Here is a 24,025-nt window from a genome sequence, read left to right on the forward strand (position 1 = left end):
AGCCATGATCGGTCAATCGCTCCACGACCTCTGGTTCGGCTTCGGTGTCGCGTTCCAGGGTTCCAATCTTCTGTGGTCGTTCTTCGGCGTGCTGGTGGGCAACCTCATCGGCGTGCTGCCGGGCATGGGCGCGCTGCAGGCCATCTCGATCCTCTTGCCGCTCACCTACGCGATGCACCCGGTGCCCGCGATCCTGATGCTGGCGGGCATCTTCTACGGCTCGCAGTACGGCGGCGCCATCGGCGCCATCCTGATGAACATGCCGTCGCACCCGCCGCATGCGGTGACGTGCCTGGACGGTTACCCGATGACCAAGCAGGGCAAGGGCGGCGTCGCGCTCGGGGTGACGATGATCGCCTCGTTCTTCGCGGCGTCGGTCGGCATCATCGTGATGATCTTCGCCTCGCCGCTGCTGGTGCAGATCGCCTTCAAGTTCGGCCCGACCGAGATCTTCTCGATCATGCTGCTGGGCCTGCTCGCGGGCTCCACCATGTCGCGCGGCTCGCCGCTCAAGGGCGTGGCGATGACCATTTTCGGCCTCCTGTGCGGCGTGGTCGGCACCGACGTGAACAGCGGCAGCTTCCGCTTTGCGTTCGGCCTGCCCGAGCTGAGCGACGGCCTCGAACTGGTGGCCATCTCGATGGGCCTCTTCGGCGTGGCCGACTTCCTGCTCAACGTGAACCGCATGAAGGCCATCGGCGACACCGGCACGCTCAAGCTGAGCGACATGCGCCCGAGCAAGGAAGAGCTGAAGCGCGCCTTCCCCGCGATGATTCGCGGCACCATCGTCGGCACCGTGTTCGGCGCGATGCCCGGCACCGGTCCGACCATCACCACCTTCATCGCCTACGCGCTGGAGCGCAAGGTGTCGAAGACGCCCGACAAGTTCGGCACCGGCATGATCGAAGGCGTGGCCGGCCCCGAGGCCTCGGCCCATTCGAAGACGCAGGTGGACTTCATCCCGACGATGAGCCTGGGCATTCCAGGCGACGCGGTGATGGCGCTGATCCTCGGCGCGCTGCTGATCCAGGGCATCCAGCCCGGCCCGCAGCTCATCACCGAGCATCCGGACATCTTCTGGGGCCTGATCGCCTCGTTCTGGATCGGCAACGTGATCCTCGTGATCCTGAACGTGCCGATGATCGGCGTGTGGGTCAAGCTCCTGAAGGTGCCCTACAAGTATCTGTTCCCGGCCGCGATGTTCTTCATTGCGACGGGCGTGTACAGCACGCAGAACAGCCTGTTCCAGATCTGGGAAGTGCTGGTGTTCGGCATCGTCGGCGCGTTGCTCATGACGCTGGAGTTCTCTGTCGCACCGATCCTGCTGGGCTTCGTGCTCGGGCCGATGGTGGAAGAGAACTTCCGCCGCGCGCTGTTGCTCTCGCGCGGCGACATGTCGGTGTTCGTGACGCGGCCGATCAGCGGCACCTTCATCGGCCTGTGCGTGTTGCTGCTGGCGGGCGTGGGCTTCTCGGCGTGGCGTGCACGCGCGGGGCGCAAGTCGGTGATCGAATTGCCGAAGGTGCCCGATGGCGCGCCGCCGAGCGAGGCCATCACACTCGGCGGCAAGTAGGCCGGGTGCACACGAACCAAGGGCCCGTCGATCGGGCCCTTTTCTTCGTGCGCGCTACTTCAGGCCCTTGGCGAACGGCAGCATGCGTTCGCCATCGGCGTCGGTGAACACCACGCCCGGCGTCAGGCCCACGTAGCGCCCGCCTTCGTGCGGCCGCGCTTCCACGAGCTGCAGGCCCACCAGCTTGCCGCTCTTGACGTAGCGGGTCTCGATGTAGATGCCGGTCTGGCCCTTCTTGTTGATCGGCAGCCCGGCGACCTCGGCGTAGTCGTCGTTCTTGAGCAGGTGCGTGAGCCGGTCCTTCAGGTGGTAGTCGTACCAGGCCTGTTCATAGACCATCGACTCGCCGGTCTGCACATGCTTGAGCATGACCAGCAACTGCCGCTTGAAAAGCTTGAGTTCCTTCATGAGGAACTCGAAAAGATCGCCGTATTCGCCCCGTGCAACCTCGGGTGTCCGCAAAATCGCCATGGAATGCTTTCTTTCTGCGTGGGTACGGCGACCCCCTCGATCGCCGCTTGCGGACGCAAGCTTACCGCCCGCGTGTGAACCAGCGGCTCAGACCGGCGTCGTGCCCGTGTCGGGTTCGCGCACGCCGAAAGGCTTGCCCGGCAGCGGAATGAATTCGGTCTCGCCGGGCACATGGCCCATGCGCTGCGCGGCCCAGTCGGCGCCGGCTTCGAGGATGCGCTCGCGCCGGCTCGAAACGAAGTTCCAGGTGATGTAGCGCGGGCCGTCGAGCGGCGCGCCGCCGATCACCATGAGGCGCGCAGCCGTGTCGGAAGTCAGCACCGCGCCCTGCCCGTCGGGCAGCACCGCCATCGTGTGCGCGGGAATCGCTTCGCCGTTCACGCGCACATCGGCATCGACCGCATACACGGCCAACTCGGGCGCCAACGCAGGCAACTCGAACCGGCCGCCCGCGGGCAGCGCGATGTCCAGGTAGACCGTCTGAATCAGCGTCTTGACCGGCGAGCGCTGGCCGAAGGCCTCGCCCACCAGCACGCGCACCTGGGCGCCCTGCTCCACCGCTTCGGGGATCGCACTGGCCGGCGTGTGCTCGAAGCTCGGCTCGACCTCTTCATGCGCCTGCGGCAAGGCGGCCCAGAGCTGCAGCCCATGGTTCACGTAGGTGTCGGCCTTCAGGCGCTCGGGCTTGCGTTCGGAGTGCACGATGCCGCGCCCCGCGGTCATCCAGTTGATGGCGCCGGGCAGGATTTCCTGCACGCTGCCCAGGCTGTCGCGATGCATCATCGCGCCCTCGAAAAGATAGGTGACCGTCGCGAGGCCGATGTGCGGATGCGGCCGCACGTCGTGCTCGGCGCCGGGCTGTTCGGTGGCCGGGCCGAAATGGTCGAAGAACACGAAGGGCCCGACCGAGCGGCGCTGCGCCGCGGGGAGCAGGCGCCTGACCTTGAAGCCACCGCCCAGGTCCTTGTCGTGCGGTTGAAGCAATTGGGTTTGGGCGGTGGTATCGGTCATCGGGGGCTCCGTGGGTGGGTGGGTTTTATGCGCGCGATCTTGCCACTGCGGCGATGCGCTCGCCGAATGCCCTTGCGGTGTCGAAGTCGCCCTTGAACATTTCCGCCGGGCTCGCGTCCGACGGCGATTGCGTCAGCAGGCCGGCATAGCCGCCCACGTAGTTCATCGAGTCGCGCGTGGCGGCCTTGTTGTTGGTCGGCATGACGCCCATGCTGACCCAGATGCCGCTGTGCTGCATGGCGAGCGTCCACAGGTAGGTCATGGTCGCGGTCTTGTCGCCGTTCATGGTGGCGCTGTTGGTGAAACCCGCGAAGAGCTTGTCTTTCCAGCCCTGCGTGTACCAGACCTTGGACGACGCATCGGCGAACTTCTTGAACTGCCAGCTCACGCCGCCCATGTAGGTGGGCGAGCCCAGCACGATGGCGTCGGCCGCGGCCAGGGTTTCCCAGCCGCCTTCGGGCAGGTTGCCGTCGGCGTCGATGGCGAGCAGTTGCGCGCCGGCCGACTCGGCCACGGCTTGCGCAATGCGTTGGGTGTGGCCGTAGCCGGAATGGAAGACGACAACGATGTTGGCCATGTTCGGGTGCTCCTTGTGTTTGTGTTCAGGGTAGGTCAGCGCTTGTCGATGCTGAAGCGGCCGGGGCCGAAAGCGGCGAAGGCGAGCAGGCCGCCGGCAATGGCGATGTTCTTGTTGAAGTTGATCTGCTGCATCATCTTCATCGCATCGGGCGCCGACCAGTACTTGTGGAAGAACAGCGCGGCGGCCACGGTGAAGATCGCCATCGCAATGGCGGTCCAGCGGGTCTTGAAGCCCAGCAGCAGCGCAATGCCAAGGCCCAGTTCGACCACGATGGCGATCACGGCGCCCACTTCCGGCAGCGGCAGGCCCACCGAGCTGATGTAGCCCACGGTGCCCGCGAAGCCCATGAGCTTGCCGATGCCGGCGGGAATGAACAGGTACGCGATCAGGATTCGACCGATCAGCGCAAGGGTGTCCTGAGCGGCGTTGGGGGTGTTGGTGGTTGCCATGGTTGAAAACTCCTCGGTTGTTGAAATGAGAAACGCAAAAAAAGCCGGGTGCACAAGGCACCCGGCCATGGATCAAGCAGTCAGGTCGAACACCAGCACTTCGGCATCCTTGCCGCCGCCCAGCGTCAGTTGCGATTCGCCTTCGAGCATCGCGGCGTCGCCGCCCACGAGCTTCTGGCCGTTCACTTCGAGTTCGCCGCGCACCAGGTGCACGTAGCTCTTGCGCGCCGGGTCGAGCGCCAGGCTGGCCTTCTCGTCGCCGTCGAGCAAGCCCGCAAAGAGGCGCGCATCGGCATTCACCTTCACCGAGCCGTCGCTGCCGTCGGGGGAAGCCACCAGGCGCAGCTTGCCGCGCTTCTCGGCGTCGCTGAACTGCTTTTGCTCGTAGCCGGGTGCAATGCCACGCACGTTGGGCTCGATCCAGATCTGCAGGAAGTGCGTGGTCTCGTCCTTCTTGTGGTTGAACTCGCTGTGCATCACGCCGCGGCCGGCGCTCATGCGCTGCACGTCGCCCGGCGGAATGGACTCGATGTTCCCCATGCTGTCCTTGTGCGCCAGTTCGCCCGACAGCACGTAGCTGATGATCTCCATGTCCTTGTGGCCGTGGGTGCCGAAGCCGGCGCCCGCAGCCACGCGGTCTTCGTTGATCACCCGCAGGTTGCCGAAGCCCATGTGGGCCGGGTCGTAGTAACCGGCGAAAGAAAAGCTGTGGAACGAGCGCAGCCAGCCATGGTCGGCATAACCGCGTTCCTGTGATTTACGGACTTGCAACATCGTCGAACTCCTTTGGCCGTTCCCCGAGGGGATGTACTGGCCTTCTTCGTATGCCGCGCCGGATGCGCAGCGGATGAGAAGAACTTTAGGCCCGCACCCCCCAGGTAAAAGCGCCGGGTTTTGATGGCATCATTCAAATTTTTTGATCAATGGAGCCGCCATGCCCAGCGCCAGAGACGTACTGACCCCCGACGCGCTCGCGATGCTGCAGACCGTGGCCGCCACCGGCAGCTTTGCCGGCGCCGCGCGAGAGCTCAACCTGGTACCCAGCGCGCTGAGCTACCGGGTGCGCCAGATCGAAGACGCGCTCGACGTGCTGCTGTTCGACCGCAGCGCGCGCCAGGCGCGCATCACCGAGGCCGGTGCCGAACTGCTGCGCGAATCGACGCGCCTGCTCAACGAGATCGATGCGGTGGCCAACCGCGTCAAGCGCGTGGCCACCGGCTGGGAGCCGATGCTCACCATCGCGGTCGACAGCGTGATCGCGCGCGACCCGCTGCTCGACCTGGCCACCGCCTTCTTCGCGCTCGATCCGCCCACGCGGCTCAAGCTGCGCGACGAGACGCTGCTGGGCACCATCGAGGCGCTGACCAGCGGGGAGGCCGACCTGGCCATCGGTGCCGTGCTGGATGCCGCGAGCCTGGCCTTCACGGCCACCGGCATCCGCAGCCGGCCCATCGGCGAGCTGTGCTTCGTGTACGCGGTGGCGCCGCACCATCCGCTCGCGCGCCTTCCAGAGCCCTTGAGCGACGAGGTGCTGCGCGGCCACCGGGCGGTGGCCGCAGCCGATTCGGTGCGCAGCGGGCCGAGCATGACGGTCAACCTGGTGGGCGGGCAGGACGTGCTCACCGTGCCCAGCATGCAGGCCAAGCTGGCCGCGCAGTTGCATGGGCTGGGCGGCGGCTTTCTGCCCGAGCCGATGGCGCGGCCGTACATCGAGGCGGGCCACCTGGTGGAGCGCAAGACCGAGCGCACGCCGCCGCTGGCGACCATGCATTGCGCATGGCGCGTGCGCAGCGCGGGTGGGCCGGGGCGCGCGCTCGAGTGGTGGCTTGCGCAGTTCGAGCATGAAGCCACGCGGCGCGCGCTGCTCGAGCGGCACCGGGGGCGATGAGTAAACACCCTGAGGCTGCGCCCTCCTGTCGCCCTCGCAGACCGATGTAGAGTGCGGACACATTCCTTGCATCCCTCCTCCAAAGAAAAGAGTCCGTCATGACCACTCGCGCAACTGCAAAAAAGACCGACCGCCACCGAACTCCCGCCGCCCCTCGCCATTACGCCGTCGTCGGCGCCGGCATCGCCGGCGTGGCCTGCGCGCGCACCCTGGTGCAGGCCGGCCACAAGGTCACGCTGTTCGAGCGCGAGGCCTCGCCGGGCGGCCGCATGGCAAGCATCGACACAGCCTTCGGCCGCTTCGACAGCGGCGCGCAATATTTCACCGTGCGAGACCCGCGCTTTGCACTGGCCCTGGAAGCCACGCCCAACCTATGCCGCCCCTGGAGCGCCAACCTCGTGCGGGTGCTCGACGCCCACGGCCGCGTGGCCGAGGCCGCGTTGCCCGGCCGCGAGTCGCACTGGGTCGCACAGCCCGGCATGGACGCGCTGGTCGCCCACTGGGCCGCGCCGCTGGCCGGCAACCTCGTCACCGGCACGCAAGTGACGCAGATCGAGCCCGATGCGCTGAACCCCAAGCGCTGGCAACTGCGCACCTCCGGCGAAGACGATTCGCAGCATGTGTACTCGGGCTTCGATGCGGTGCTGCTCGCCGTGCCGCCTTCGCGCACCCGCGTGCTGCTGGGCGACGGCAAGCTCTCCGCATCGCTCAGCCAGAAGATCGAACAGGTGCGCATCGCGCCCTGCTGGACGCTGATGATCGCGTTTCCCCAGGCCAACCAGGCCAACATGTCGCACCTCGGGCCGCAATGGAACGCGGCGCGCAGCACCCACCACCGCGTGGCCTGGCTCGCGCGCGAATCGTCCAAGCCCGGCCGCGAACGCGTGGAGCGCTGGACGCTGCAGGCCAGCGCCGCGTGGTCGCAGGAACATCTGCGCGACGACGCGCCGCGCGTGGAGGCCAAGCTTCTGCGCGCCTTCGCCGAGATCACCGGCATCCACGCCGTGCCCTCGCATGCGCAAACGCGCTGCTGGGCCGAAGCCCAGACGCAGGTGCCCGTCGGCAAGACCCACCTCTGGGACGCCAAGGCCCGCATCGGCGTGGCCGGCGACTGGTGCACCGGGCACCGGGTCGAAGACGCCTTCCTCTCGGGCCTTTCACTGGCGCTTGCAGTCATCTGACCGATCCGCGGGATGCGTGAGACCGGCCGTTTCGCGCCCTCGCCCACCGGGCCGCTGCACGCCGGCTCGCTGGTGGCCGCATTGGCCAGCTGGCTCGACGTGCGCGCCCGCGGACCGCAGGCGCGCTGGCTCATCCGCATCGAGGACGCCGACACCGAACGCTGCCTGCCCGGCATGGGCGAGCACATGCTGCGGCAGCTCGCCGACTGCAGCCTGCTGCCCGACGAAACCCCGGTGTGGCAGACGCAGCGCACGGCGCACTACGACGCATCCATGCGGAAGCTGCAGGCCCTGGGCCTGGCCTACCCCTGCGGCTGTTCGCGCAAGGACATCGACAACGCGCTCGAACGGCTCGGCCGGCGGCACGAACGCCATGGCGAGCGCGTCTACCCCGGCACCTGCCGCGACGGCCTGCACGGCAAGCCCGCGCGGGCCTGGCGCTTTGCCGCGGAAAAATTCGAATCGACGCAGCCCGGCGAACTCCGCTGGACCGACCGCCGCCTCGGCGAGCAGCACCAGAACGTCGGCCGCGACGTTGGCGACTTCGTGCTGCGCCGCGCCGACGGCCCCTGGGCCTACCAGCTCGCGGTGGTCGTGGACGACGCCGAACAGGGCGTGACCGACGTGGTGCGCGGCGAAGACCTGGCCGACAACACCGCGCGCCAGATCCTGCTGCAGCGCGCGCTCGGCCTGCCGACGCCCGGCTACCTGCACACGCCGCTGGTGCGGGGCGCCGACGGCGACAAGCTCTCCAAGCAGAACGGTGCCGCAGCCATCGATACCGCATCGCCCGAGGCCGCCCTGGCGGCGCTGGATGCGGCCGCGCGCGTGCTCGGGCTGCAGGCCGCCACGGCCGCATCCTGCAGCGCCGCGCTCGCTGCCTGGGTGCCGGAATGGCGCGCTCTCTACAATTCGCGGCCCCTATGACCTCTTCCGACACCGTGCCCCACGACCTCCCGCCCAGCGACGAAAACACAGACGACAGCGCTGGCGCGGACAAGCCGCATCCGCTGCACCGCCGCCTCAAGAGCTTCGTGAAGCGCGCCGGCCGCACCACCGACGGCCAGGCGCGCGCCTTTGCCGAACTGGGCCCGCTGTTTCTCATCCCGTACACCCCGGAGCCGCTGGACCTGACGGCCGCCTTCGGCGGACGCGCCGCCCCCACGGTGCTGGAAATCGGCTTCGGCATGGGCGAGGCCACCGCGCACATCGCCACGGTGCGACCCGAGACCAACTTCTTCTGCTGCGAAGTGCATGAGCCCGGCGTGGGTGCGCTGCTCAAGCGCATCGGCGAGCAGTCGATTTCGAACATCCGCATCTGCGCGCACGATGCGGTCGACGTGCTCGACCACATGCTGCAGCCCGGCACGCTGGCCGGCGTGCATGTGTTCTTTCCAGACCCGTGGCACAAGAAGCGCCACAACAAGCGCCGGCTGATCCAGCCGGAGTTCGTGACCAAGCTGGCGCAGCACCTGCGCCCCGGCGGCTACATCCATTGCGCCACCGACTGGCAGCCCTATGCCGAGCAGATGCTCGAGGTGCTGGCGGCCGAGCCGCTGCTGCGCAACACCGCCGAGGCCTATGCGCCGAAGCCGGAATACCGCCCGCTCACCAAGTTCGAGAACCGCGGCATCAAGCTGGGCCACGGCGTGTGGGACCTGGTGTTCGAGCGCGCCTGACGGACGCGCCTGACCGAGGCGCTTGATCGCCTTCGGCATCGGCGCCGACCGCCGGGCCGCGCCATCCTGCGCAACTTTTCACGCTTCTGCCCTGGCTCGTAGGAAATTAGTAGCAGCCACGCCTATCGCCCTGGCCTTGAAATTGCTACACTTTTTTACTAATTTTCACAAAGGGCGGCGAATGAACACGTCACGCAGGCAATGGCTGGGTCAGGCATATGGCGCGCTGCTCGTCGGGAGCGGCGTCGGCCTTTCATCCACTTCATGGGCGCAACAAGCCCGGCCACCCGGCGGTGCGCGCGTGGTGCTGCTGGGGCAATCGGTGCCGCTCACCGGCGGCGCCGCCGAAATCGGCAGCGCCTTCGCGGCCGGCAGCCGGCTCGCGGTGAGCGACTTCAACGAGCGCAACGCGAGCACGGGGCTGCAGCTCAAGCTGGTGCAGCTGGACGACGGCTATGAGGCCGCCCGTGCCACCGCCAACGCGCGCACCCTGCTCACCACGCAGAAGGCCGACCTGCTGTTCGGCTTTGTAGGCACCGCCAGCAGCGATGCCGGCGCGGCCGTGGCCGCCAAGGAAGGCAGCCTGCTCTTCGCGCCCTTCGCGGCCTCCGATGCGCTGCGCGGCCCCGAGCATCCGAACGTGTTCCATGTGCGGCCCGGCATGATCGACGAGGCCCTCAAAATCGTGCGCCAGTGCGCCACCGTGGGGCAAACCCGCGTGGCTTTCGTGGGCGACGACGACGCCATGGGCCGCGCGGGCCTCGCGGCCGTGCAGCAGGCCATCACCGAACTCAAGCTCACGCCGCTGGTGGCCACGGCGCTGGTGCCCGCCGGCGGCGACAAGCTGGACGCAGCCCTGAAGGACGTGCAGCAGAAATCTCCCCAGGCCATCGTGCTGGTGTCGCTCTCCGGCACCACGGCCAGCGCCATCCGCAAGCTGCGCAAGAGCGGCTACACCGGCAGCTTCATGGCCTTCTCGATCGTCGGCATCGACCCGCTGTATGCGGAACTGGGCAAGGACATCGGCGGCATCGTGATCTCGCAGGTGGTGCCCTCGCCGCGGCCCTCGGCGATTCCGATCGTCAAGGAGTACCTCGCGGCGGTCGACAACTCCGACCAGACCGCCTCGTACGAAGGACTCGAAGGTTTCATCGCGGCCAAGACGGTGGGCGAAGCGGTGCGCCGCGCCGGCCGCGGCTTCAACGCGGCAACGCTGCAACGCACGATGACCGCCATGACCGACTACGACGTGGGCGGCTTCCGCATCAACCTGCGGCCGGGCCTGCGCGACAACGTGCGCAGCATCGACCTGATCAGCATTTCGGCCGACGGACGCGTGCTCCGCTAAGAAGGCGCACCCGCGCTTTCACTCCGGGCTGTCGCGCAGCAGCTCGGTGAAGCGCTGTTGCACATACGAGGCCGTGGCGCCCAGCGGCCGACCCTGCAGCCGCAGCATGCGCACGGACAGCCGGGGCAACGCCAGCGACGGGCAAGGCACTTCCTGCAAGGCCTTGCGAAAGCCCTCGTAGCGCGCGATGTTGACGGGCAGCACCGCCCAGCCGAGGTTGTCGGCCACCATCTCGGCCGTGCTGTAGAAACTGTCGCAGCGCCAGACCCTGGGGCTGTAGGCCACCTCGTGCACGTCGTCGGCGTGCATCAGCAGTTGCCGGTGCCGCACCAGGTCCTGGCGCCGAACGGTGCGGCCGTCGGCCAGCGGATGGTCGCTGGCCACGAACACGCCCTGCGGCACGCTGCCGATGTGCCGCAGGTCGAAGCTGGGCCGCACCGGGCCGCGATCGAAATGGAACGCGACGCTGGCGCGCTCCTGCTCCACGTAGTCGGCCACTTCGGTGGCGGTGCCGTTGAGCACGGTGAGTTCGAGGCTAGGAAACTTCGCCGAAATCTCTCGCATCAGGGTGCCGATGGCCGTGTACGGCAAGGCCTCGTCGAAAGCCAGCGACAGCGCGGCTTCGTTGCCCGCGTTGAGCGAGCGCGCGCGCTGGTCGAGTTGCTCGGCCTGCCGCAGCAGCTCGCGCGCTTCGAGCAGCAGCACCTGGCCCGCCTCGGACAGCTGCGCGTTGCGGCGCGAGCGGTCGAACAGCGCCACGCCCAGGTCGACCTCGAGCAGGCCGATGGCCGTGCTGACGGCCGATTGCGCCTTGCCCAGGTGGCGTGCCGCCGCCGAGAACGAGCCGCACTCGGCGGTCGTGACGAACTGGCGCAGCTGATCGACGGTCCATTCCATGGCGATCTACCCATCTATTTTGTTGATGATTTTCATCTTTATTCATCCATTTTAGTGGGGCAACATGCGTCCATGACGATTTCCCGCATCCCTACCGACCTTGCACCCTTCGAGCTGAGCTGGTGCAACGACCCCGCCCAGGCCGACGCCATTGCCGCGTTGTTCCTGCGGCATTTGAGCCCGCACTACATCTCGCATTCCGAGCTTCAGGAGCAGCGTGCCGTCGCCATCGGCGAATGGCGCACCGATCTTCCCGACGTGTTGCTGGCCCAGGTGCGCCATGCACTGGCGCAACCGCCGGCCACGTCGAACGCATTGGTCATGGCCGCGCGCAGCGGCGGCACGCTGGCCGGCATCGCGCTGGTGTCCATCGACCAGGCCAGGCGCGCATCGCGCAGCTTCGCCACGCTCGACGACCTCATCGTCGATGCGCAATTCCAGGGCACAGGCCTCGGCACGCAGATGTTCGACTGGCTCTGCGCCGACCTGCGGCAGCGCGGCATCGCGCGGCTGTTTCTCGAAAGCGGCATCGGCAATGAAGACGCACACCGCTTCTTCAAGGCACACGGCTGCACACCCGTGTCCGTCACCATGCTGAAGGAACTCGACGGACGGGAGGCCTGAGCCATGACGCACATGACAGACACCGCAAGGAAATGGCTCACGCTGGCCATCGTCTCGACGGCGCTGCTGCTGATCGTGGTCGACATGACCGTGCTCTACACGGCACTGCCCACGCTCACGCACGACCTCGGCGCATCGGCCTCCGGCAAGCTGTGGATCATCAACGCCTACACCGTCGTCGTCTCCGGCCTGCTGCTGGGCATGGGCGCATTGGGCGACCGCGTGGGCTACCGGCGCATGTTCATTGCGGGCCTGTCGGTGTTCGGCGTGGCCTCGCTGTGCGCGGCCTATGCACCGAGCGCGGGCGCGCTCATCGCGGCGCGCGCCCTGCTGGGCGTGGGCGCCTCGATGATGATGCCGGCCACGCTGGCCATCATCCGGCTGGCCTTCCCCGACGAGCGCGAACGCGCCGTGGCCATCGGCGTGTGGGCCTCGGTCGCCTCCGGCGGCGCCGCGCTCGGCCCGGTCATCGGCGGCGTGCTGCTCGAATATTTCTGGTGGGGCTCGGTCTTTCTGATCAACGTGCCTGTGGTCGTGCTCGCGCTGGCGGCGGGCCTGTGGCTGCTGCCGCGCCAACGCCCGACCGGCAGCAACCGGCCGTGGGACTTCATCGGTTCGGTGCAAGTGCTGGCCGCGCTGGTGTGCCTGGTGCTGACCATCAAGGAATTCGCAAAGTACGCGCCGTCGCTCACCACGGCCGCCGTCACCGGCACGCTGGCCGCGCTCGCCATTTTCGTCTTCGTGCGGCGCCAGCGGCGCAGCGCGGCACCGCTGATCGACTTCCAGCTGTTCCGCAATCCGTATTTCTCGGGCGGCGTCATCGCGGCCATCGTGGCGTCGGTGTCGTTGATCGGTGTCGAGCTGGTCTTCAGCCAGCGGCTGCAACTGGTGGCCGGCCTGACGCCGCTGCAGGCGGGCCTGGCCATGCTGCCGCTGCCGCTGGCCGCCTTCGTGGCGGGGCCCTTCGCGGGGCTGCTGCTGGCGCGCGTGGGCTCGCGCCCGGTCATCCTGCTGGGGTTGCTCACCACGGCGCTGGCGCTGTGCGCACTGGCCCTGTCCGCCGACGCGCAGGGCCTGCACAGGCTGGGCGTGCTGCTGCTGCTCGGGCTGGGCGCGGGCATCACCATCACCGCGGCGTCCAACGCGGTCATGAACAACGCGCCGGCCGAGCGCGCGGGCATGGCCGCGTCGATCGAAGAGGTCTCGTACGAACTGGGCGGGGTACTGGGCGTGTCGCTGCTGGGCAGCGTGCTGTCGTCGATTTACACGGCGTCGTTTGCCGTGCCGACGGGGCTGGCCGTTCCGGCATCCGCCAGCGACGGCATCGACGCTGCGCTGCTGGCGGCCGAAAAGCTGCCGCCGCAGGTGGCCTCGCAACTCATCGCGCTCGCGCACGGCGCGTTCGACCAGGCCTTCGCCGCGGTGATGGTGGTGGCCGTGCTGATCGTGGTGGCGGCCGCGGGCTCGGTCGCCGCACTGGGGTGGTTGGCGAAGAACAAGCCACAGCGGCTGCCGCAGTCATCGCAAGCTGGAACAAGGCAGCAACAACCTCAGCCCGTACTGACCAGCCGCTGCAGCGCATCGAGCGACAACAGCTCGATGCGCCCGTAGCCCAGCCCCAGCACGCCCTCGCCCGCCAGCGCGTTCAGCTCCTTCGACAGGGTCTGCCGCGTCACGCCGAGCATCATCGCCAGCGCCTCCTGCGACAGCACCACCGCGCGGCGGACGTCCACCGACTGCGTGGCGTCGCCGCGCGCCAGCACCAGCAGCCGGTGCGCCACCCGCGCGCGCAGGCTGCGCAGCGTGGCGTCTTCGGTCAAGCCGTAGAGCATGCGAACGCGCGCGGCCAGCATGGCGGCAATGGCGTTGGAAAACACCACATCGCGCATCTGCCGCGCAAAGGCGTCGGGCGGCACCACCAGCAGGTCGAGCGCTTCCAGCGCGGTGGCGTCGTGGGTGCGGGGCGAGCCGTCGATCAGCGTGATCTCGCCGAACCAGATGCCCGGCTCCAGCATCGCCAGGATGGCCTCGCGCCCGTCACGGCGCAGCGACGAGATCTTGATCGTGCCCGCCACCAGCCCGTAGAAGCCACCGCCCGACGCGTGGATCGGGTCGCCCTGGCGGAACACCATGGCGCCGCGCCGCACATGGATGAGTTCGGCCGCCCCCACCAGCGCATCGCGCTGCGCGCGCGGCATGCTGGTGAACCAGGTGTTGCGCTCCAGCGCGGCACGGTGCGGGGCGGAGAGCCGGGGCTTGGGGGAAGGAGGCATGGGACGAAGGTGAGCGGGGGTTTACCAGCACCCTGCATTGTCAAATTCTTGACAGTTGAGCGTCAAGCCCGGGTCTACAGTGACCGTCACCCCACGAACACAAGACCAAAGAAAGACCCACCCATGAACGCACGCGCAAGTTTCAAGAGCATGCAGGAGAGCACGCGCGAAGACTGGCAACTGATCGGCGGCGAGTTCATGCAGTTCGCGGGCGGCCTGCCCGCCCGCGTGATCAAGCACCTGCAGATTCTCGAAGGCGACTACGGCGGCTTTCCGGTCGACCGCTACACCCACTCGCTGCAGACCGCCACCCGCGCGCTGCGCGACGGCCGCGACGAGGAGTACGTGGTGTGCGCGCTGCTGCACGACATCGGCGACACGCTCGGCAGCTTCAACCACCCCGACATTGCCGCCGCGATCCTCAAGCCCTTCGTGAGCGAGGCCAACCACTGGATGGTGCAGCACCACGGCATCTTCCAGGGCCACTACTTCTTTCACCACATCGGGCTGGACCGCGACATGCGCGAGAACTTCAAGGACCACCCGCACTACGAACGCACGGCCGAGTTCTGCGCGCTCTACGACAACCCCGCCTTCGACCCCAAGGCAGAAACCTTGCCGATCGGCGAATTCGAGCCCATGCTGCGCCGGTTGATGGCGCAACCCAAGCAAAGCATCTACAAGACCGTGCTCAAGGAACCGGCCACCGCCTGAGCCCCCACGACAAAGGACACACGACCATGAACGCAAACTCCCAATCCGAAATCCAGAAGCTCGTCTCCGCCGAAGAGTGGCAACTGCGCGTCGACCTCGCCGCCTGCTATCGCCTGGTGGCGCTCTACGGCTGGAGCGACCTGGTGTTCACGCACATCAGCGCGCGCGTGCCCGGCCCCGAGCATCACTTCCTGATCAACCCCTACGGCCTGATGTTCGACGAGATCACCGCGTCGAGCCTGGTCAAGGTCGACCAGCAGTGCAACAAGATCATCGATTCGCCCTACCCGGTGAACCCGGCCGGCTTCGTGATCCACAGCGCGGTGCATGCCGCGCGCGAAGACATCCAGTGCGTGCTGCACACCCACACCAAGGCCGGCATCGCGGTGAGCGCGCAGAAGAACGGCGTGCTGCCCATCAGCCAGCAATCGACCTTCGTGCTGGCCTCGCTGGCGTACCACGACTACGAAGGCGTGGCCTTCCGCGACGACGAGAAGCCGCGCCTGCAGGCCGACATGGGCCACGCCAACTTCCTCATGCTGCGCAACCACGGCCTGCTGACCTGCGGCAAGACCATTGCCGACGCCTTCCTGTCGATGTACACCTTCGAGAACACCTGCCAGATCCAGATCGCCGCGCAGTCCGGCGGCAGCGAACTCACGCAGGTCAACCCCAAGATCGTCGAAGGCGTGGGCCAGGCGATGAAGGTGCAGACCGGCGGCATGGGCGGCCAGTTCGTCTGGCCTTCGCTGATCCGAAAACTCGACCGCCTCGACGACAGCTACAAGCAATAAGCCCGGCCGGTCCCGGTTTCCACGGCTGCCAGCGCCCTCGCGACGGGTGCAGGCAGCCATTTTTTTAGAAGAACGAAAGAGGAGACAAGAAAACCATGGACACCACGCTCATCGTGACCCGGTTCCTGTTCGGCGCACTCGCGCTCGTGATGTTCGGGCTGGGGCTGTCGCTCTCGCTGGTCGACTTCAGGCGGCTCTTCAGGCATCCGAAGGCGGTGACCATCGCGCTGGTGCTGCAGGTCGTCGGGCTGCCGATTTTTTGCTACGGGATCATCGTGGGCTTCGGGCTCTCGCCGGTGTTCGCCATCGGGCTGATGCTGCTGGCGGCTTCGCCGGGCGGCATTTCGGCCAACCTTTTCTCGCACCTCTTCGGCGGCAACGTGGCGATGAACATCTCGCTCACCGCCGTGAACACGCTGCTGTCCATCGTCACGCTGCCGCTCATCGCCAACTGGGCCATCGGCCATTTCGCGCAGAGCGGCCAGGTGGTGCCGCTGCAGACGCGCAAGCTGGTGGAGGTGATCGCCATCGTGCTGGTGCCGGTGGCCGTCGGCATGTTCGTGGCTTCGCGCAAGCCCGGCTTCGCCGCGCGCATGGAGAAGCCGACCAAGATCTTCAGCGGCGTGGTGCTTGCGGTGGTGACGGTGCTCGCGATCGCGAACGAGTGGAAGACCATCACCGCCACCTTCGCCGAGATCGGCCTGCCGGTGCTGCTGTTCAACCTGGGCAGCCTGCTCGCCGGCTACTACCTCAGCCGCGCCGCGGGCCTGGACAAGCCGCTGGCCACCGCCATCAGCTACGAGATCGGCATCCACAACTCCACGCTGGCGATCTTCATCGCGGTGAGCGTGCTGGGGAGCTTTCCGCTCGCCCTGCCGGCGGCCATTTACTCGGTGGTGATGTACATCACCGCGCCGCTCTTCGGATGGTTGCTGCTGCGGCGCGGCCGGTCCGCAAGCCCGCCTGTCTGAGGCCGGCCGGCTTTGTCTGCAGAATAGGAGGCCATGCACGTCAGAAAAACCGCCCTAGTGCCCGCTCTCGCAGCGCTCCTCTCCATTGCCTGCCTTCTCCCCCTCGCTTCAGCCGCCCCCGCCCCGGGTGACCCCGCACCGGCGGCCTCGCCCGATGCGGCCCATGCGGCCGATGCACGCATCGAATCGCTGATCGCGCGCATGACCGTCGAGGAAAAGGCCGGCCAGCTCAGTCTCTACGGCCCCGCCGACATCAACATCCCCAACAATCCGCAGGTCGCGTGGCGCAACGGCCAGCAGGAGACCGCCGACGTGCGCGCAGGCCGCCTCACCGGCCTTTTCAACAACGCGGGCCTGGAAGGCAAGCTGCGGCTGCAGCAGATCGCGGTGCGCGAATCGCGCCTCGGTATTCCGCTGATCTTCGGCGCCGACGTGATCCACGGCTTTCGCACGATCTTTCCGATGCCGCTGGCCGAGGCTTCCAGCTGGGAGCCCGCATTGGCCGAACGCACCACGCGCGCCGCGGCGGTCGAGGCCACGACCGACGGTTTTCGCTGGACCTTCGCGCCCATGGTCGACATCGCGCGCGACGCGCGCTGGGGCCGCGGCCTCGAAGGCGTGGGCGAAGACCCCTACCTCGCGCGCCAGTTCGCCGCCGCGCGGGTGCGCGGCTTCCAGGGCAGCAGCCTGTCGAACGCCGATTCGATGCTCGCCACGCCCAAGCACTTCGCGGCCTACGGCGCGGCCGAGGGCGGGCTCGACTACAACGCGAGCGACATCTCCGAGCACACGCTGCGCGAGGTGTATCTGCCGCCGTTCCGCGCGGCCATCGACGCGGGCGCGCTCTCGGTCATGAGCGGCTTCAACGAGATCGGCGGCATCCCCTCGACCGCCAACCGCGCGCTGCTCACCGGCGTGCTGCGCGACGAATGGAAGTTCAAGGGCTTCGTGGTGTCCGACTTCACCGCCGACGAGGAACTCATCGAGCACGGCTACGCCGCCAACAGCCGCGAAGCCGCCAAGCGGGCCTTCATGGCCGGCACCGACGTGAGCATGCAGAGCGGCCTCTACATGCGCCACCTGCCCGACCTGGTCGCGTCCGGCGAAGTGCCGATGGCGCGGCTCGACGAGGCGGTGCGCCGCGTGCTGCACGTCAAGCAGAAGCTGGGCCTCTTCGACGCCCCCTTCCGCGGCCTGGACGGCCCGCCGGCCGACAAGCGCGCCGAGAACCCCGAGTTCATCGCGCTCGCCCGCGAAGATGCGCGCCGCTCCATCGTCATGCTCAGGAACGAAGACAAGCTGCTGCCGCTGCCCAAGGCCGGCACGAAGATCGCGCTGATCGGCCCCTTCTCCGAAGGCACCAAAGACCTGATGGGCTCCTGGAGCCTGTTCCCTGGCCAGTCGGCGCCGGTGGGCATCGACGAAGGGCTGCGCGCCGCACTGGGCGCGGGCTCGTCGCTGACCATCGTGCGGGGTTCGAACGTGGAGTCGCCGCTGCCCGGCGGCATCGAGGCCGCGGTGGCCGCCGCGCGCGATGCCGACGTGGTGGTGCTGGCCATCGGCGAGAGCCAGAAGCTGTCGGGCGAATCGCGTTCGCGCAGCGACATCGGCATGCCGCAGGCGCAGCAGGACCTGGCCGAGGCCGTGGCCGCCACCGGCAAGCCGGTGGTGGTGCTGCTGAGCAACGGCCGCGCGATGGCGCTCAAGGGCGCGGTGCGCAACGCCCGCGCCATCCTGGTGACCTGGTTCCTCGGCGTGCAGACGGGCCATGCCATCGCCGACGTGCTGTTCGGCGACTTCAACCCTTCGGGCCGCCTGCCGGTGAGCTTTCCGCAGACAGCCGGCCAGGTGCCCTACTACTACGCCCACAAGCGCACCGGCCGGCCTTCGCCTGAAGGGGCGCCGGGCACGTCCTTCAAGACGCGCTACGTGGATGCGACGAACGAGGCGCTCTACCCCTTCGGTTTCGGCATCGGCTATGCGCCGGTGCGCTACGACAGCGTGGAGCTGAGCCAGGACCGCATGACCATGGGCGACACCCTGCGCGTGCGCGCCACCGTCACCAACACCGGCATGCGCGACGCCGAAGAAGTGGTGCAGCTCTACCTGTCGCAGCGCGCCGCCAGCGTGACGCGACCGGTGCGCGAGCTCAAGGGCTTCCAGAAGGTGCGCATCGAGCCCGGCGCGTCGAAGGTGGTCGAGTTCACCGTCGCGGCCGTCGACCTGGAATTCATCGGCCGCGACCTGAAGCCCACGGTCGAGCCGGGCGAGTTCGACCTGTGGGTGGCGCCTTCGGCGGCGGGGGGCATTCGCAAGCGCTTTGTGCTCACGCGGGAGTGAGCCGCGCGGCTCACTCGCCGCTTGCGGTCGCGGTCGACGAAGCCAGGTTCGCCGATGCCACCGATGGCGCCACTTGCGATTCGGGAACCTCGGTCGGGTGGATCCCGTTGTTGGCGCGGACCGCTTCGGCCTGGACCTGCGCGCGATCGGCGCCAACCACCGGCGGCGCCACCTGCGATTCGGCGACCTCGGTCGGATGGATGCCGGTGTTGGCGCGCACCGCTTCCGCGGCCACCGCATCGCGTGACTGGGTCGAGTGCGACATCTGCGGATAGTCGGGATCGGCAAACCCGTTCGCATGCGCGAACGAGGCCAGCACCAGCGCCGGCACGGCGGCAATGCAGAGGGCGGCAGTACGAGCTTTCATAAGGCGTCTCCTGGAGTGATGATGATGTTTTCACTCTAGGCCCGCCCTCTTACCGGGCTGTGAGAACTTGCTTAGACCCGCGTGAGAAGACCCCCGGCGCGCCGGCGCGCATACTGGGCCTCCTTTGCTGCTTCGAGGGCCTCGCCCGCGAGGCCCCGCCCCTCTCCGATGCCGGGCTACCAAATCAAGCTGGAACGCATCGCCATCGCGGGTGCCGATGACCTGGTCATCCGGTCGCTGCTCGACCGCCAGCAGTTCTCCGACCCCCTGGGTGCCGCCGCGGCGCAGGGCATCTCTTCAGCGGCATGGCCGATGTTCGGGCTGCTGTGGCCCTCGGGCGCGCAGTTGGCCGCGCGCATGGCGGCGCATCCTGTGGTCATCGGCGCGCGCGTGCTCGAGATCGGCTGCGGCCTTGCGCTCGCGAGCCTGGTCGGGCACCGCCGCGGCAACGACATGACCGCAAGCGACTGCCATCCATTGGCGGCGGGCTTTCTGCTGGAAAACCTGCGCCTGAACGCGCTGCCGCCGATGAAGTACCGGCGCGGGCACTGGGGGATGCGCGAGATGAACACCGAGGGCGACGTGCACGGCAGGTTCGACCTCATCATCGGCAGCGATCTGCTCTACGAGCGCGATGCGAGCGGGTTGCTGGCTGCATTCATCGGACGGCATGCGAGCCCCGCCGCTGAGGTCTGGATCGTGGACCCGGACCGCGGCAACAGGCCGGCCTTCAACCGCCAGATGGCCGACGAGGGCTTCGGGATGTGCGAAGAGCGGCTCGATCAACGCGCTTCAGCGCACCGTGTGGCCTACCGGGGAAGGCTGCTGACCTACAGCAAGCCGCGGGCGCGGCAAGCCTGAAGGCCGCAGCAACGAGAAAAGGGCCCGAAGGCCCTTTCTGCATCGCGCCGGTCATCGATGGACGACCGGCAATCAAACGCTCGCTCAGAGGCCCGCTTGGCGCGTGAACGACACGCTGGGCTTCTTGTAGGCCTGCGGCACTTCGTCGCGGTAGAAGGCGCGGCGGTCCAGGCTGGCGAGCGGGTCGTGGGCCTTGGCAACAGCTTCGGCTTGAACGGTTGCGCGGTCGGCTGTCGAGTTGAAGGCTTGTGCGCCAGCACTTGCGCCGTCACCGTATTCGTTGCCGGCGCGTGCGGCGGCAACGGCTTGCGATGCGACTTCGGCGCGCGACACCGTCGAGTTCACGGTGTGCACACCGTCGTAGGTTTCTGCGTGGGCACCGGCGGCAGCCAGGAGCGAGAGGGCAGCAGCGGCGAGGATCTTCGAGGCATTCATTTCAATCTCCTTCAATCGGTTGGTTGGTGAGATGAAGTGTGATCCTGAAGCCCCTTGAAAAACGCCCGCAAAAGGAATCGCGGCGTTCACGGGATTGAAACAATCGGGAATTGCCCGGGGCTGGTTGCGGCGCCCGACTGTCAGCGCAGCCTTAGTGGGAAATCATCCAGGGCCGTTTCGACGGCGCCGACTTGGCACCGTTGGGTGCGGTCACCGTCGCGCTGCGACGCGACGCGCCTGATGATGAGCAGCAGCCGCAGCCCGCCGGATGCTTGAAGCGCGCGTAGTCGCGCGAGCTTCCGGGCTCGTGCCGCGCACGCTCGTTGGTGGCCATGGCACTGCGCGTATCCGCGGCCATGAGCGCGAGCCTCGGCGCGGCGGTGAACACGCGCGGCGACGCGCATCCGCAGTCGGGGCACGCGGCCGGTTCGTCGCGCTGGCCCGAAGGCCGCAGCGCATCGAAGCCGCCGCACTGCCCGCAGGCGTAGTCGTAGGTCGGCATGGTTTGTTCCGGTTCAGCGCAGGTCGTGCGACAGCGGCATGTCGATGCTGCCGTCGATCATCTTCACCGGCCCCGATGCGTTGGGGTTGATGTCGAAATCGAAGATGCCCGTGGGCAGCCACAGCGTGGCGCACGAGTTGGGCACGTCCACGATGCCGCTGATGTGGCCCTGCACCGGCGCCGTGCCCAGGATGGAATAGGCCTGCGCGCCCGAGTAGCCGAACTTCTTCAGGTACTCGATGGCGTTCAGGCACGCCTGGCGATAGGCCACGTTCACGTCCAGGTAATGCTGCTTGCCGCTCTCGTCCACCGAGATGCCTTCGAAGATCAGGTAGTCGTTGTACTGCGGCGTGATCGGGCTGGGCTTGAAGATCGGGTTCTTGATGCCGTACTTGGCCATGCCGCCCTTGATGAGCGTGACCTTCATGTGCACCCACCCGGCCATCTCGATGGCGCCGCAGAAGGTGATTTCGCCGTCGCCCTGGCTGAAGTGCAGGTCGCCCACGCTCAGGCCCGCGCCGTCCACATACACGGGAAAGAACACCTTCGAGCCGCGCGACAGGTCCTTGATGTCGCAGTTGCCGCCGTGCTCGCGCGGCGGCACGGTGCGCGCGCCTTCCGCCGCGGCCTTGTCGCGGGCTTCGCCGGTCATCTTGCCCATGTGGGCGGTGCCGGAGAACGGCGGGTTGGCCAGGCCGGGCACGCGGTGCGGGTCGGTGTCGATGAGGGCCTGCTCGCGCGTGTTCCACATGTCGAGCATGGGCTTGTCGGGCAGGCAGCCGATGAGCCCGGGGTGGATCAGGCCCGCGAAGTTGACGCCCGGAATGTGGCGCGAACTCGTGAACATGCCCTTAAAGTCCCAGATCGATTTCTGCGCTTCGGGAAAGTGATCGGTGAGAAAGCCGCCGCCGTTCTTCTTCGAGAAGAACCCGTTGAAGCCCCAGAGGCTGTCCTGCTTGGCGCCGATGTCCAGCAGGTCGACCACCAGCAGGTCGCCGGGCTCGGCGCCCTTCACGCCCACCGGGCCCGAGAGGTAGTGCACGGTGCTCAGGTCGATGTCGCGCACGTCGTCGGCGCTGTCGTTGTTCTTGATGAAGCCGCCGGTCCAGTCGAAGGTTTCGAGGATGAAGTCGTCGCCCGGGTTGACCCAGCAGGCCATCGGAATGTCCGGGTGCCAGCGGTTGTGGATGTTCTCGTTCTCGGTGGGGGACTTGGTCAGGTCGACCTTGATCAGCGTGTCCGTCATTTGCAGTGGCTCCTGGGGTTGTGGTTAGACAGAGAGATAGGCTTTGATGTGATCGATATCGGTCTTGTCGCGCGCGGTCTCGTGCACCAGCCGCCCGCCTTCGATGACGAAGAGCCGGTCGGCCACGTCCATCGCAAAACTCAGCACCTGCTCGGACACGACGATGGTGATGCCGCGCAGCTTGCGGATCTCGTTGAGCGCCTTGGCAATGTCCTTGATGATCGAAGGCTGGATACCTTCGGTGGGCTCGTCGAGCAGCAGCACCTTGGGGTCGGTGACGAGTGCGCGCGCGATGGCCAACTGCTGTTGCTGGCCGCCGGAGAGGTTGCCGCCCTTGCGGCGCTTCATGTCCCACAGCACAGGGAACAGCGCGTAGATTTCTTCGGGGATGCGCTTGGTCTTCGAGTTCTCCAGGCCGGTCTGGATGTTCTCTTCCACCGTCAGCGTCGGAAAGATCATGCGGCCCTGCGGCACGTAAGCGATGCCCTTGGCCACGCGCCTGAAGCTCTCGTCGCGCGACACGTCCTGGCCCGCCACTTCGATGCGCCCGCTCTTGATCGGCAGCACGCCCATCAGGCTCTTGAACAGCGTGGTCTTGCCCATGCCGTTGCGGCCCATGATGGCCACGGTTTCGTTGGCGTGGCCCACGAAAGAGATGCCGTGCAGTGCTTCGCTCTGGCCGTAGGCGGTGTGCAGGTCGTCTACCTTCAGCATGATGTTGCTCATGTCAGTGGCTCCTGTTGTTGTTGGCGCTGTTGTTGTTGGCGCTGTTGTTCAGGGCGTGTGCACAGAGCACCGGGTACTCCCCTCCGCGAATGTCCCCCGGGCTTCGCCCTCCTCCTTGATTTCGCTGCGGGGAGCACCCAGTGCTCTGTGCACCTGGACGCACTGTTGGTGCTTCGCCGTTCAACGACCGCTCTGAATGACGGTCGCGCTGATGGTGTGCTCTGCGCAGCGAAATAAAGGAGGAGCCCGAAGGGCGGGGGACATTCGCGGAGCAGAGCACACCGTCGGCGTGATCGCGCCCCGAATGGCCTGTGCGAAGAATCGAGGAACAAGACTTCATCAGTGCCCCAGATAAACGTCGATGACCTTGGGGTCCGCCTGCACCTTCTCCATCGGCCCTTCGGCGAGGATCTTTCCCTGATGCATCACGGTGACCTTGTGCGCGATCTGCTTGACGAAGGCCATGTCGTGTTCGATGACGATCACCGCACGGTTCTGGCAAATGCGCTTGAGCAACTCGGCCGTGAGCTCGCGTTCGCGCGCGCTCATGCCGGCGATGGGCTCGTCGAGCATCAGCAACTCGGGCTCCTGCATCAGCAGCATGCCGATCTCCAGCCACTGCTTCTGGCCGTGGCTCAGCAGGCCCGCTTCGGTCCGCAGCTTGTCCGCGAGGCCGATGTCGTCGGCCACCGCCTGCACCTTCGACTTGACCTCGTCGTCGCACTTGAACGCCAATGCGCCGAACACCGAGCGGCCCTTGGGGAAGGACACCTCCAGGTTCTGGAACACGCTCAGGTTTTCATAGATCGACGGCGTCTGGAACTTGCGGCCGATGCCCAGGCGCACGCGCTTGTGCTCGGCCATCTTCGTGAGCTCGGTGTTCTTGAACTTGATGCTGCCGGCGCTGGCGCGCGTCTTGCCGCATATCAGGTCGAGCAGCGTGGTCTTGCCGGCGCCGTTAGGGCCGATGATCACGCGCAGCTCGTTCTTGTCGATGTACAGCGTCAGGTCGTCGATGGCCTTGAAGCCGTCGAAGGAGACGGTGAGGTCTTCCACGGCGAGTGCGAAGTCGGTGTTGCTCATGAATGAAGGTGT

At 67.2% G+C, this 24,025-nt stretch carries 26 protein-coding genes; 13 read left to right on the plus strand and 13 right to left on the minus strand.

Features of this window, described 5'->3' with window-relative positions; translation table 11 throughout:
* Positions 1-4: 4 nt before the first annotated feature.
* Positions 5-1,573, plus strand: coding sequence for a tripartite tricarboxylate transporter permease (locus ABIC90_RS10480; protein ID WP_354354036.1), 1,569 nt, complete (start codon positions 5-7; stop codon positions 1,571-1,573).
* Positions 1,574-1,627: 54 nt separating this feature from the next.
* On the opposite strand, the gene ABIC90_RS10485 is transcribed toward ABIC90_RS10480, so the two are convergent.
* The 5 genes from ABIC90_RS10485 to ABIC90_RS10505 form a co-directional block, all read right to left on the minus strand.
* Positions 1,628-2,044: a hypothetical protein gene (locus ABIC90_RS10485; RefSeq protein ID WP_354354037.1), complete on the minus strand. Its 417-nt coding sequence runs from the start codon at positions 2,042-2,044 to the stop codon at positions 1,628-1,630.
* An 87-nt stretch (positions 2,045-2,131) separates the two neighbouring features.
* A complete protein-coding gene (locus ABIC90_RS10490; RefSeq protein ID WP_354354038.1) occupies positions 2,132-3,055 on the minus strand; it encodes a pirin family protein in 924 nt (307 codons plus the stop codon).
* Positions 3,056-3,080: 25 nt separating this feature from the next.
* Entirely contained in the window at positions 3,081-3,632 is a 552-nt protein-coding gene (locus ABIC90_RS10495; protein ID WP_354354039.1) for a flavodoxin family protein, read from the minus strand.
* Between the two features lie 35 nt (positions 3,633-3,667).
* Positions 3,668-4,153 carry a DoxX family protein gene (locus ABIC90_RS10500; protein ID WP_354354040.1) on the minus strand — a complete coding sequence of 162 codons (486 nt, stop codon included), beginning with the start codon at positions 4,151-4,153 and terminating at the stop codon, positions 3,668-3,670.
* Between the two features lie 3 nt (positions 4,154-4,156).
* Positions 4,157-4,858, minus strand: coding sequence for a pirin family protein (locus ABIC90_RS10505; protein WP_354354041.1), 702 nt, complete (start codon positions 4,856-4,858; stop codon positions 4,157-4,159).
* A gap of 160 nt (positions 4,859-5,018) precedes the next feature.
* Here ABIC90_RS10505 and ABIC90_RS10510 point away from each other — a divergent pair, with 160 nt between their 5' ends.
* From ABIC90_RS10510 to ABIC90_RS10530, 5 genes are all read left to right on the plus strand, one after another.
* On the plus strand, positions 5,019-5,972 hold the full coding sequence (locus ABIC90_RS10510) for a LysR family transcriptional regulator (protein ID WP_354354042.1): 954 nt from the start codon (positions 5,019-5,021) through the stop codon (positions 5,970-5,972).
* 98 nt (positions 5,973-6,070) lie between these two features.
* A complete protein-coding gene (locus ABIC90_RS10515; RefSeq protein ID WP_354354043.1) occupies positions 6,071-7,153 on the plus strand; it encodes an NAD(P)/FAD-dependent oxidoreductase in 1,083 nt (360 codons plus the stop codon).
* Between the two features lie 12 nt (positions 7,154-7,165).
* A complete protein-coding gene (gluQRS, locus tag ABIC90_RS10520) occupies positions 7,166-8,080 on the plus strand; it encodes a tRNA glutamyl-Q(34) synthetase GluQRS (RefSeq protein ID WP_354354044.1) in 915 nt (304 codons plus the stop codon).
* Positions 8,077-8,832, plus strand: coding sequence for a tRNA (guanosine(46)-N7)-methyltransferase TrmB (gene trmB / locus ABIC90_RS10525; RefSeq protein WP_354354045.1), 756 nt, complete (start codon positions 8,077-8,079; stop codon positions 8,830-8,832). The genes gluQRS and trmB overlap by 4 nt, the downstream gene beginning before the upstream one ends.
* Positions 8,833-9,013: 181 nt before the next feature.
* Positions 9,014-10,180 (plus strand): ABC transporter substrate-binding protein, encoded by a 1,167-nt coding sequence (locus ABIC90_RS10530; RefSeq protein WP_354354046.1) that lies wholly within the window; start codon positions 9,014-9,016, stop codon positions 10,178-10,180.
* A gap of 18 nt (positions 10,181-10,198) precedes the next feature.
* Here ABIC90_RS10530 and ABIC90_RS10535 read toward each other — a convergent pair whose 3' ends face one another.
* Complete coding sequence (locus ABIC90_RS10535; RefSeq protein ID WP_354354047.1) at positions 10,199-11,077, minus strand: LysR family transcriptional regulator; 879 nt, start codon at positions 11,075-11,077, stop codon at positions 10,199-10,201.
* Positions 11,078-11,149: 72 nt separating this feature from the next.
* Here ABIC90_RS10535 and ABIC90_RS10540 point away from each other — a divergent pair, with 72 nt between their 5' ends.
* Together ABIC90_RS10540 and ABIC90_RS10545 are read left to right on the plus strand one after the other, a co-directional pair.
* A complete protein-coding gene (locus ABIC90_RS10540) occupies positions 11,150-11,701 on the plus strand; it encodes a GNAT family N-acetyltransferase (RefSeq protein WP_354354048.1) in 552 nt (183 codons plus the stop codon).
* 3 nt (positions 11,702-11,704) lie between these two features.
* Positions 11,705-13,312, plus strand: a complete 1,608-nt coding sequence (locus tag ABIC90_RS10545) for an MFS transporter (protein ID WP_354354049.1) — start codon at positions 11,705-11,707, stop codon at positions 13,310-13,312.
* Here ABIC90_RS10545 and ABIC90_RS10550 read toward each other — a convergent pair.
* Positions 13,252-13,974: a Crp/Fnr family transcriptional regulator gene (locus tag ABIC90_RS10550; protein ID WP_354354050.1), complete on the minus strand. Its 723-nt coding sequence runs from the start codon at positions 13,972-13,974 to the stop codon at positions 13,252-13,254. The two genes, ABIC90_RS10545 and ABIC90_RS10550, sit on opposite strands and share 61 nt — an antisense overlap.
* A gap of 123 nt (positions 13,975-14,097) precedes the next feature.
* On the opposite strand from ABIC90_RS10550, the gene ABIC90_RS10555 reads away from it, so the two are divergent.
* The 4 genes from ABIC90_RS10555 to ABIC90_RS10570 all read left to right on the plus strand — a co-directional run bounded on the left by ABIC90_RS10555 (position 14,098) and on the right by ABIC90_RS10570 (position 18,793).
* Complete coding sequence (locus ABIC90_RS10555) at positions 14,098-14,688, plus strand: HD domain-containing protein (protein WP_206178764.1); 591 nt, start codon at positions 14,098-14,100, stop codon at positions 14,686-14,688.
* Positions 14,689-14,714: 26 nt separating this feature from the next.
* On the plus strand, positions 14,715-15,482 hold the full coding sequence (locus ABIC90_RS10560; protein WP_354354051.1) for a class II aldolase/adducin family protein: 768 nt from the start codon (positions 14,715-14,717) through the stop codon (positions 15,480-15,482).
* Between the two features lie 95 nt (positions 15,483-15,577).
* The gene (locus ABIC90_RS10565; protein ID WP_354354052.1) at positions 15,578-16,453 is read left to right on the plus strand and encodes a bile acid:sodium symporter family protein; all 876 of its coding nucleotides are present in this window, start codon (positions 15,578-15,580) and stop codon (positions 16,451-16,453) included.
* Between the two features lie 33 nt (positions 16,454-16,486).
* Positions 16,487-18,793: a glycoside hydrolase family 3 N-terminal domain-containing protein gene (locus ABIC90_RS10570; protein ID WP_354354053.1), complete on the plus strand. Its 2,307-nt coding sequence runs from the start codon at positions 16,487-16,489 to the stop codon at positions 18,791-18,793.
* 10 nt (positions 18,794-18,803) lie between these two features.
* On the opposite strand, the gene ABIC90_RS10575 is transcribed toward ABIC90_RS10570, so the two are convergent.
* Positions 18,804-19,160: a hypothetical protein gene (locus ABIC90_RS10575; RefSeq protein WP_354354054.1), complete on the minus strand. Its 357-nt coding sequence runs from the start codon at positions 19,158-19,160 to the stop codon at positions 18,804-18,806.
* Positions 19,161-19,328: 168 nt separating this feature from the next.
* Between ABIC90_RS10575 and ABIC90_RS10580 the strand changes: the two genes are divergently transcribed.
* Entirely contained in the window at positions 19,329-20,021 is a 693-nt protein-coding gene (locus tag ABIC90_RS10580; RefSeq protein WP_354354055.1) for a class I SAM-dependent methyltransferase, read from the plus strand.
* A gap of 84 nt (positions 20,022-20,105) precedes the next feature.
* Here ABIC90_RS10580 and ABIC90_RS10585 read toward each other — a convergent pair whose 3' ends face one another.
* From ABIC90_RS10585 to urtD, 5 genes are all read right to left on the minus strand, one after another.
* On the minus strand, positions 20,106-20,456 hold the full coding sequence (locus tag ABIC90_RS10585) for an alpha/beta hydrolase (RefSeq protein ID WP_354354056.1): 351 nt from the start codon (positions 20,454-20,456) through the stop codon (positions 20,106-20,108).
* Positions 20,457-20,607: 151 nt separating this feature from the next.
* Positions 20,608-20,958 carry an FmdB family zinc ribbon protein gene (locus tag ABIC90_RS10590; protein WP_354354057.1) on the minus strand — a complete coding sequence of 117 codons (351 nt, stop codon included), beginning with the start codon at positions 20,956-20,958 and terminating at the stop codon, positions 20,608-20,610.
* A 13-nt stretch (positions 20,959-20,971) separates the two neighbouring features.
* Positions 20,972-22,204 (minus strand): formamidase, encoded by a 1,233-nt coding sequence (gene fmdA / locus ABIC90_RS10595; protein WP_354354058.1) that lies wholly within the window; start codon positions 22,202-22,204, stop codon positions 20,972-20,974.
* Between the two features lie 24 nt (positions 22,205-22,228).
* A complete protein-coding gene (gene urtE, locus ABIC90_RS10600; RefSeq protein ID WP_354354098.1) occupies positions 22,229-22,918 on the minus strand; it encodes an urea ABC transporter ATP-binding subunit UrtE in 690 nt (229 codons plus the stop codon).
* 351 nt (positions 22,919-23,269) lie between these two features.
* Positions 23,270-24,013 carry an urea ABC transporter ATP-binding protein UrtD gene (urtD, locus tag ABIC90_RS10605; RefSeq protein WP_354354059.1) on the minus strand — a complete coding sequence of 248 codons (744 nt, stop codon included), beginning with the start codon at positions 24,011-24,013 and terminating at the stop codon, positions 23,270-23,272.
* Positions 24,014-24,025: the final 12 nt, after the last annotated feature.

The organism is Variovorax boronicumulans (genome assembly GCF_040544675.1).
Classification (GTDB): Bacteria; Pseudomonadota; Gammaproteobacteria; order Burkholderiales; family Burkholderiaceae_C; genus Variovorax; species Variovorax boronicumulans_D.

Bases quoted from the DNA above. Each gene is read 5' to 3' on its own strand.
- ABIC90_RS10590 (WP_354354057.1), bottom strand. From the start codon at position 20,958: ATGCCGACCTACGACTACGCCTGCGGGCAGTGCGGCGGCTTCGATGCG.
- ABIC90_RS10510 (WP_354354042.1), top strand. From the start codon at position 5,019: ATGCCCAGCGCCAGAGACGTACTGACCCCCGACGCGCTCGCGATGCTG.
- ABIC90_RS10505 (WP_354354041.1), bottom strand. From the start codon at position 4,858: ATGTTGCAAGTCCGTAAATCACAGGAACGCGGTTATGCCGACCATGGC.
- urtD (WP_354354059.1), bottom strand. From the start codon at position 24,013: ATGAGCAACACCGACTTCGCACTCGCCGTGGAAGACCTCACCGTCTCC.
- ABIC90_RS10530 (WP_354354046.1), top strand. From the start codon at position 9,014: ATGAACACGTCACGCAGGCAATGGCTGGGTCAGGCATATGGCGCGCTG.
- ABIC90_RS10550 (WP_354354050.1), bottom strand. From the start codon at position 13,974: ATGCCTCCTTCCCCCAAGCCCCGGCTCTCCGCCCCGCACCGTGCCGCG.
- ABIC90_RS10480 (WP_354354036.1), top strand. From the start codon at position 5: ATGATCGGTCAATCGCTCCACGACCTCTGGTTCGGCTTCGGTGTCGCG.
- ABIC90_RS10485 (WP_354354037.1), bottom strand. From the start codon at position 2,044: ATGGCGATTTTGCGGACACCCGAGGTTGCACGGGGCGAATACGGCGAT.
- ABIC90_RS10560 (WP_354354051.1), top strand. From the start codon at position 14,715: ATGAACGCAAACTCCCAATCCGAAATCCAGAAGCTCGTCTCCGCCGAA.
- ABIC90_RS10580 (WP_354354055.1), top strand. From the start codon at position 19,329: ATGCCGGGCTACCAAATCAAGCTGGAACGCATCGCCATCGCGGGTGCC.
- gluQRS (WP_354354044.1), top strand. From the start codon at position 7,166: ATGCGTGAGACCGGCCGTTTCGCGCCCTCGCCCACCGGGCCGCTGCAC.
- ABIC90_RS10495 (WP_354354039.1), bottom strand. From the start codon at position 3,632: ATGGCCAACATCGTTGTCGTCTTCCATTCCGGCTACGGCCACACCCAA.
- fmdA (WP_354354058.1), bottom strand. From the start codon at position 22,204: ATGACGGACACGCTGATCAAGGTCGACCTGACCAAGTCCCCCACCGAG.
- ABIC90_RS10555 (WP_206178764.1), top strand. From the start codon at position 14,098: ATGAACGCACGCGCAAGTTTCAAGAGCATGCAGGAGAGCACGCGCGAA.
- ABIC90_RS10515 (WP_354354043.1), top strand. From the start codon at position 6,071: ATGACCACTCGCGCAACTGCAAAAAAGACCGACCGCCACCGAACTCCC.
- ABIC90_RS10535 (WP_354354047.1), bottom strand. From the start codon at position 11,077: ATGGAATGGACCGTCGATCAGCTGCGCCAGTTCGTCACGACCGCCGAG.
- trmB (WP_354354045.1), top strand. From the start codon at position 8,077: ATGACCTCTTCCGACACCGTGCCCCACGACCTCCCGCCCAGCGACGAA.
- ABIC90_RS10575 (WP_354354054.1), bottom strand. From the start codon at position 19,160: ATGAAAGCTCGTACTGCCGCCCTCTGCATTGCCGCCGTGCCGGCGCTG.
- ABIC90_RS10490 (WP_354354038.1), bottom strand. From the start codon at position 3,055: ATGACCGATACCACCGCCCAAACCCAATTGCTTCAACCGCACGACAAG.
- ABIC90_RS10545 (WP_354354049.1), top strand. From the start codon at position 11,705: ATGACGCACATGACAGACACCGCAAGGAAATGGCTCACGCTGGCCATC.
- ABIC90_RS10500 (WP_354354040.1), bottom strand. From the start codon at position 4,153: ATGGCCGGGTGCCTTGTGCACCCGGCTTTTTTTGCGTTTCTCATTTCA.
- ABIC90_RS10570 (WP_354354053.1), top strand. From the start codon at position 16,487: ATGCACGTCAGAAAAACCGCCCTAGTGCCCGCTCTCGCAGCGCTCCTC.
- ABIC90_RS10585 (WP_354354056.1), bottom strand. From the start codon at position 20,456: ATGAATGCCTCGAAGATCCTCGCCGCTGCTGCCCTCTCGCTCCTGGCT.
- ABIC90_RS10540 (WP_354354048.1), top strand. From the start codon at position 11,150: ATGACGATTTCCCGCATCCCTACCGACCTTGCACCCTTCGAGCTGAGC.
- urtE (WP_354354098.1), bottom strand. From the start codon at position 22,918: ATGCTGAAGGTAGACGACCTGCACACCGCCTACGGCCAGAGCGAAGCA.
- ABIC90_RS10565 (WP_354354052.1), top strand. From the start codon at position 15,578: ATGGACACCACGCTCATCGTGACCCGGTTCCTGTTCGGCGCACTCGCG.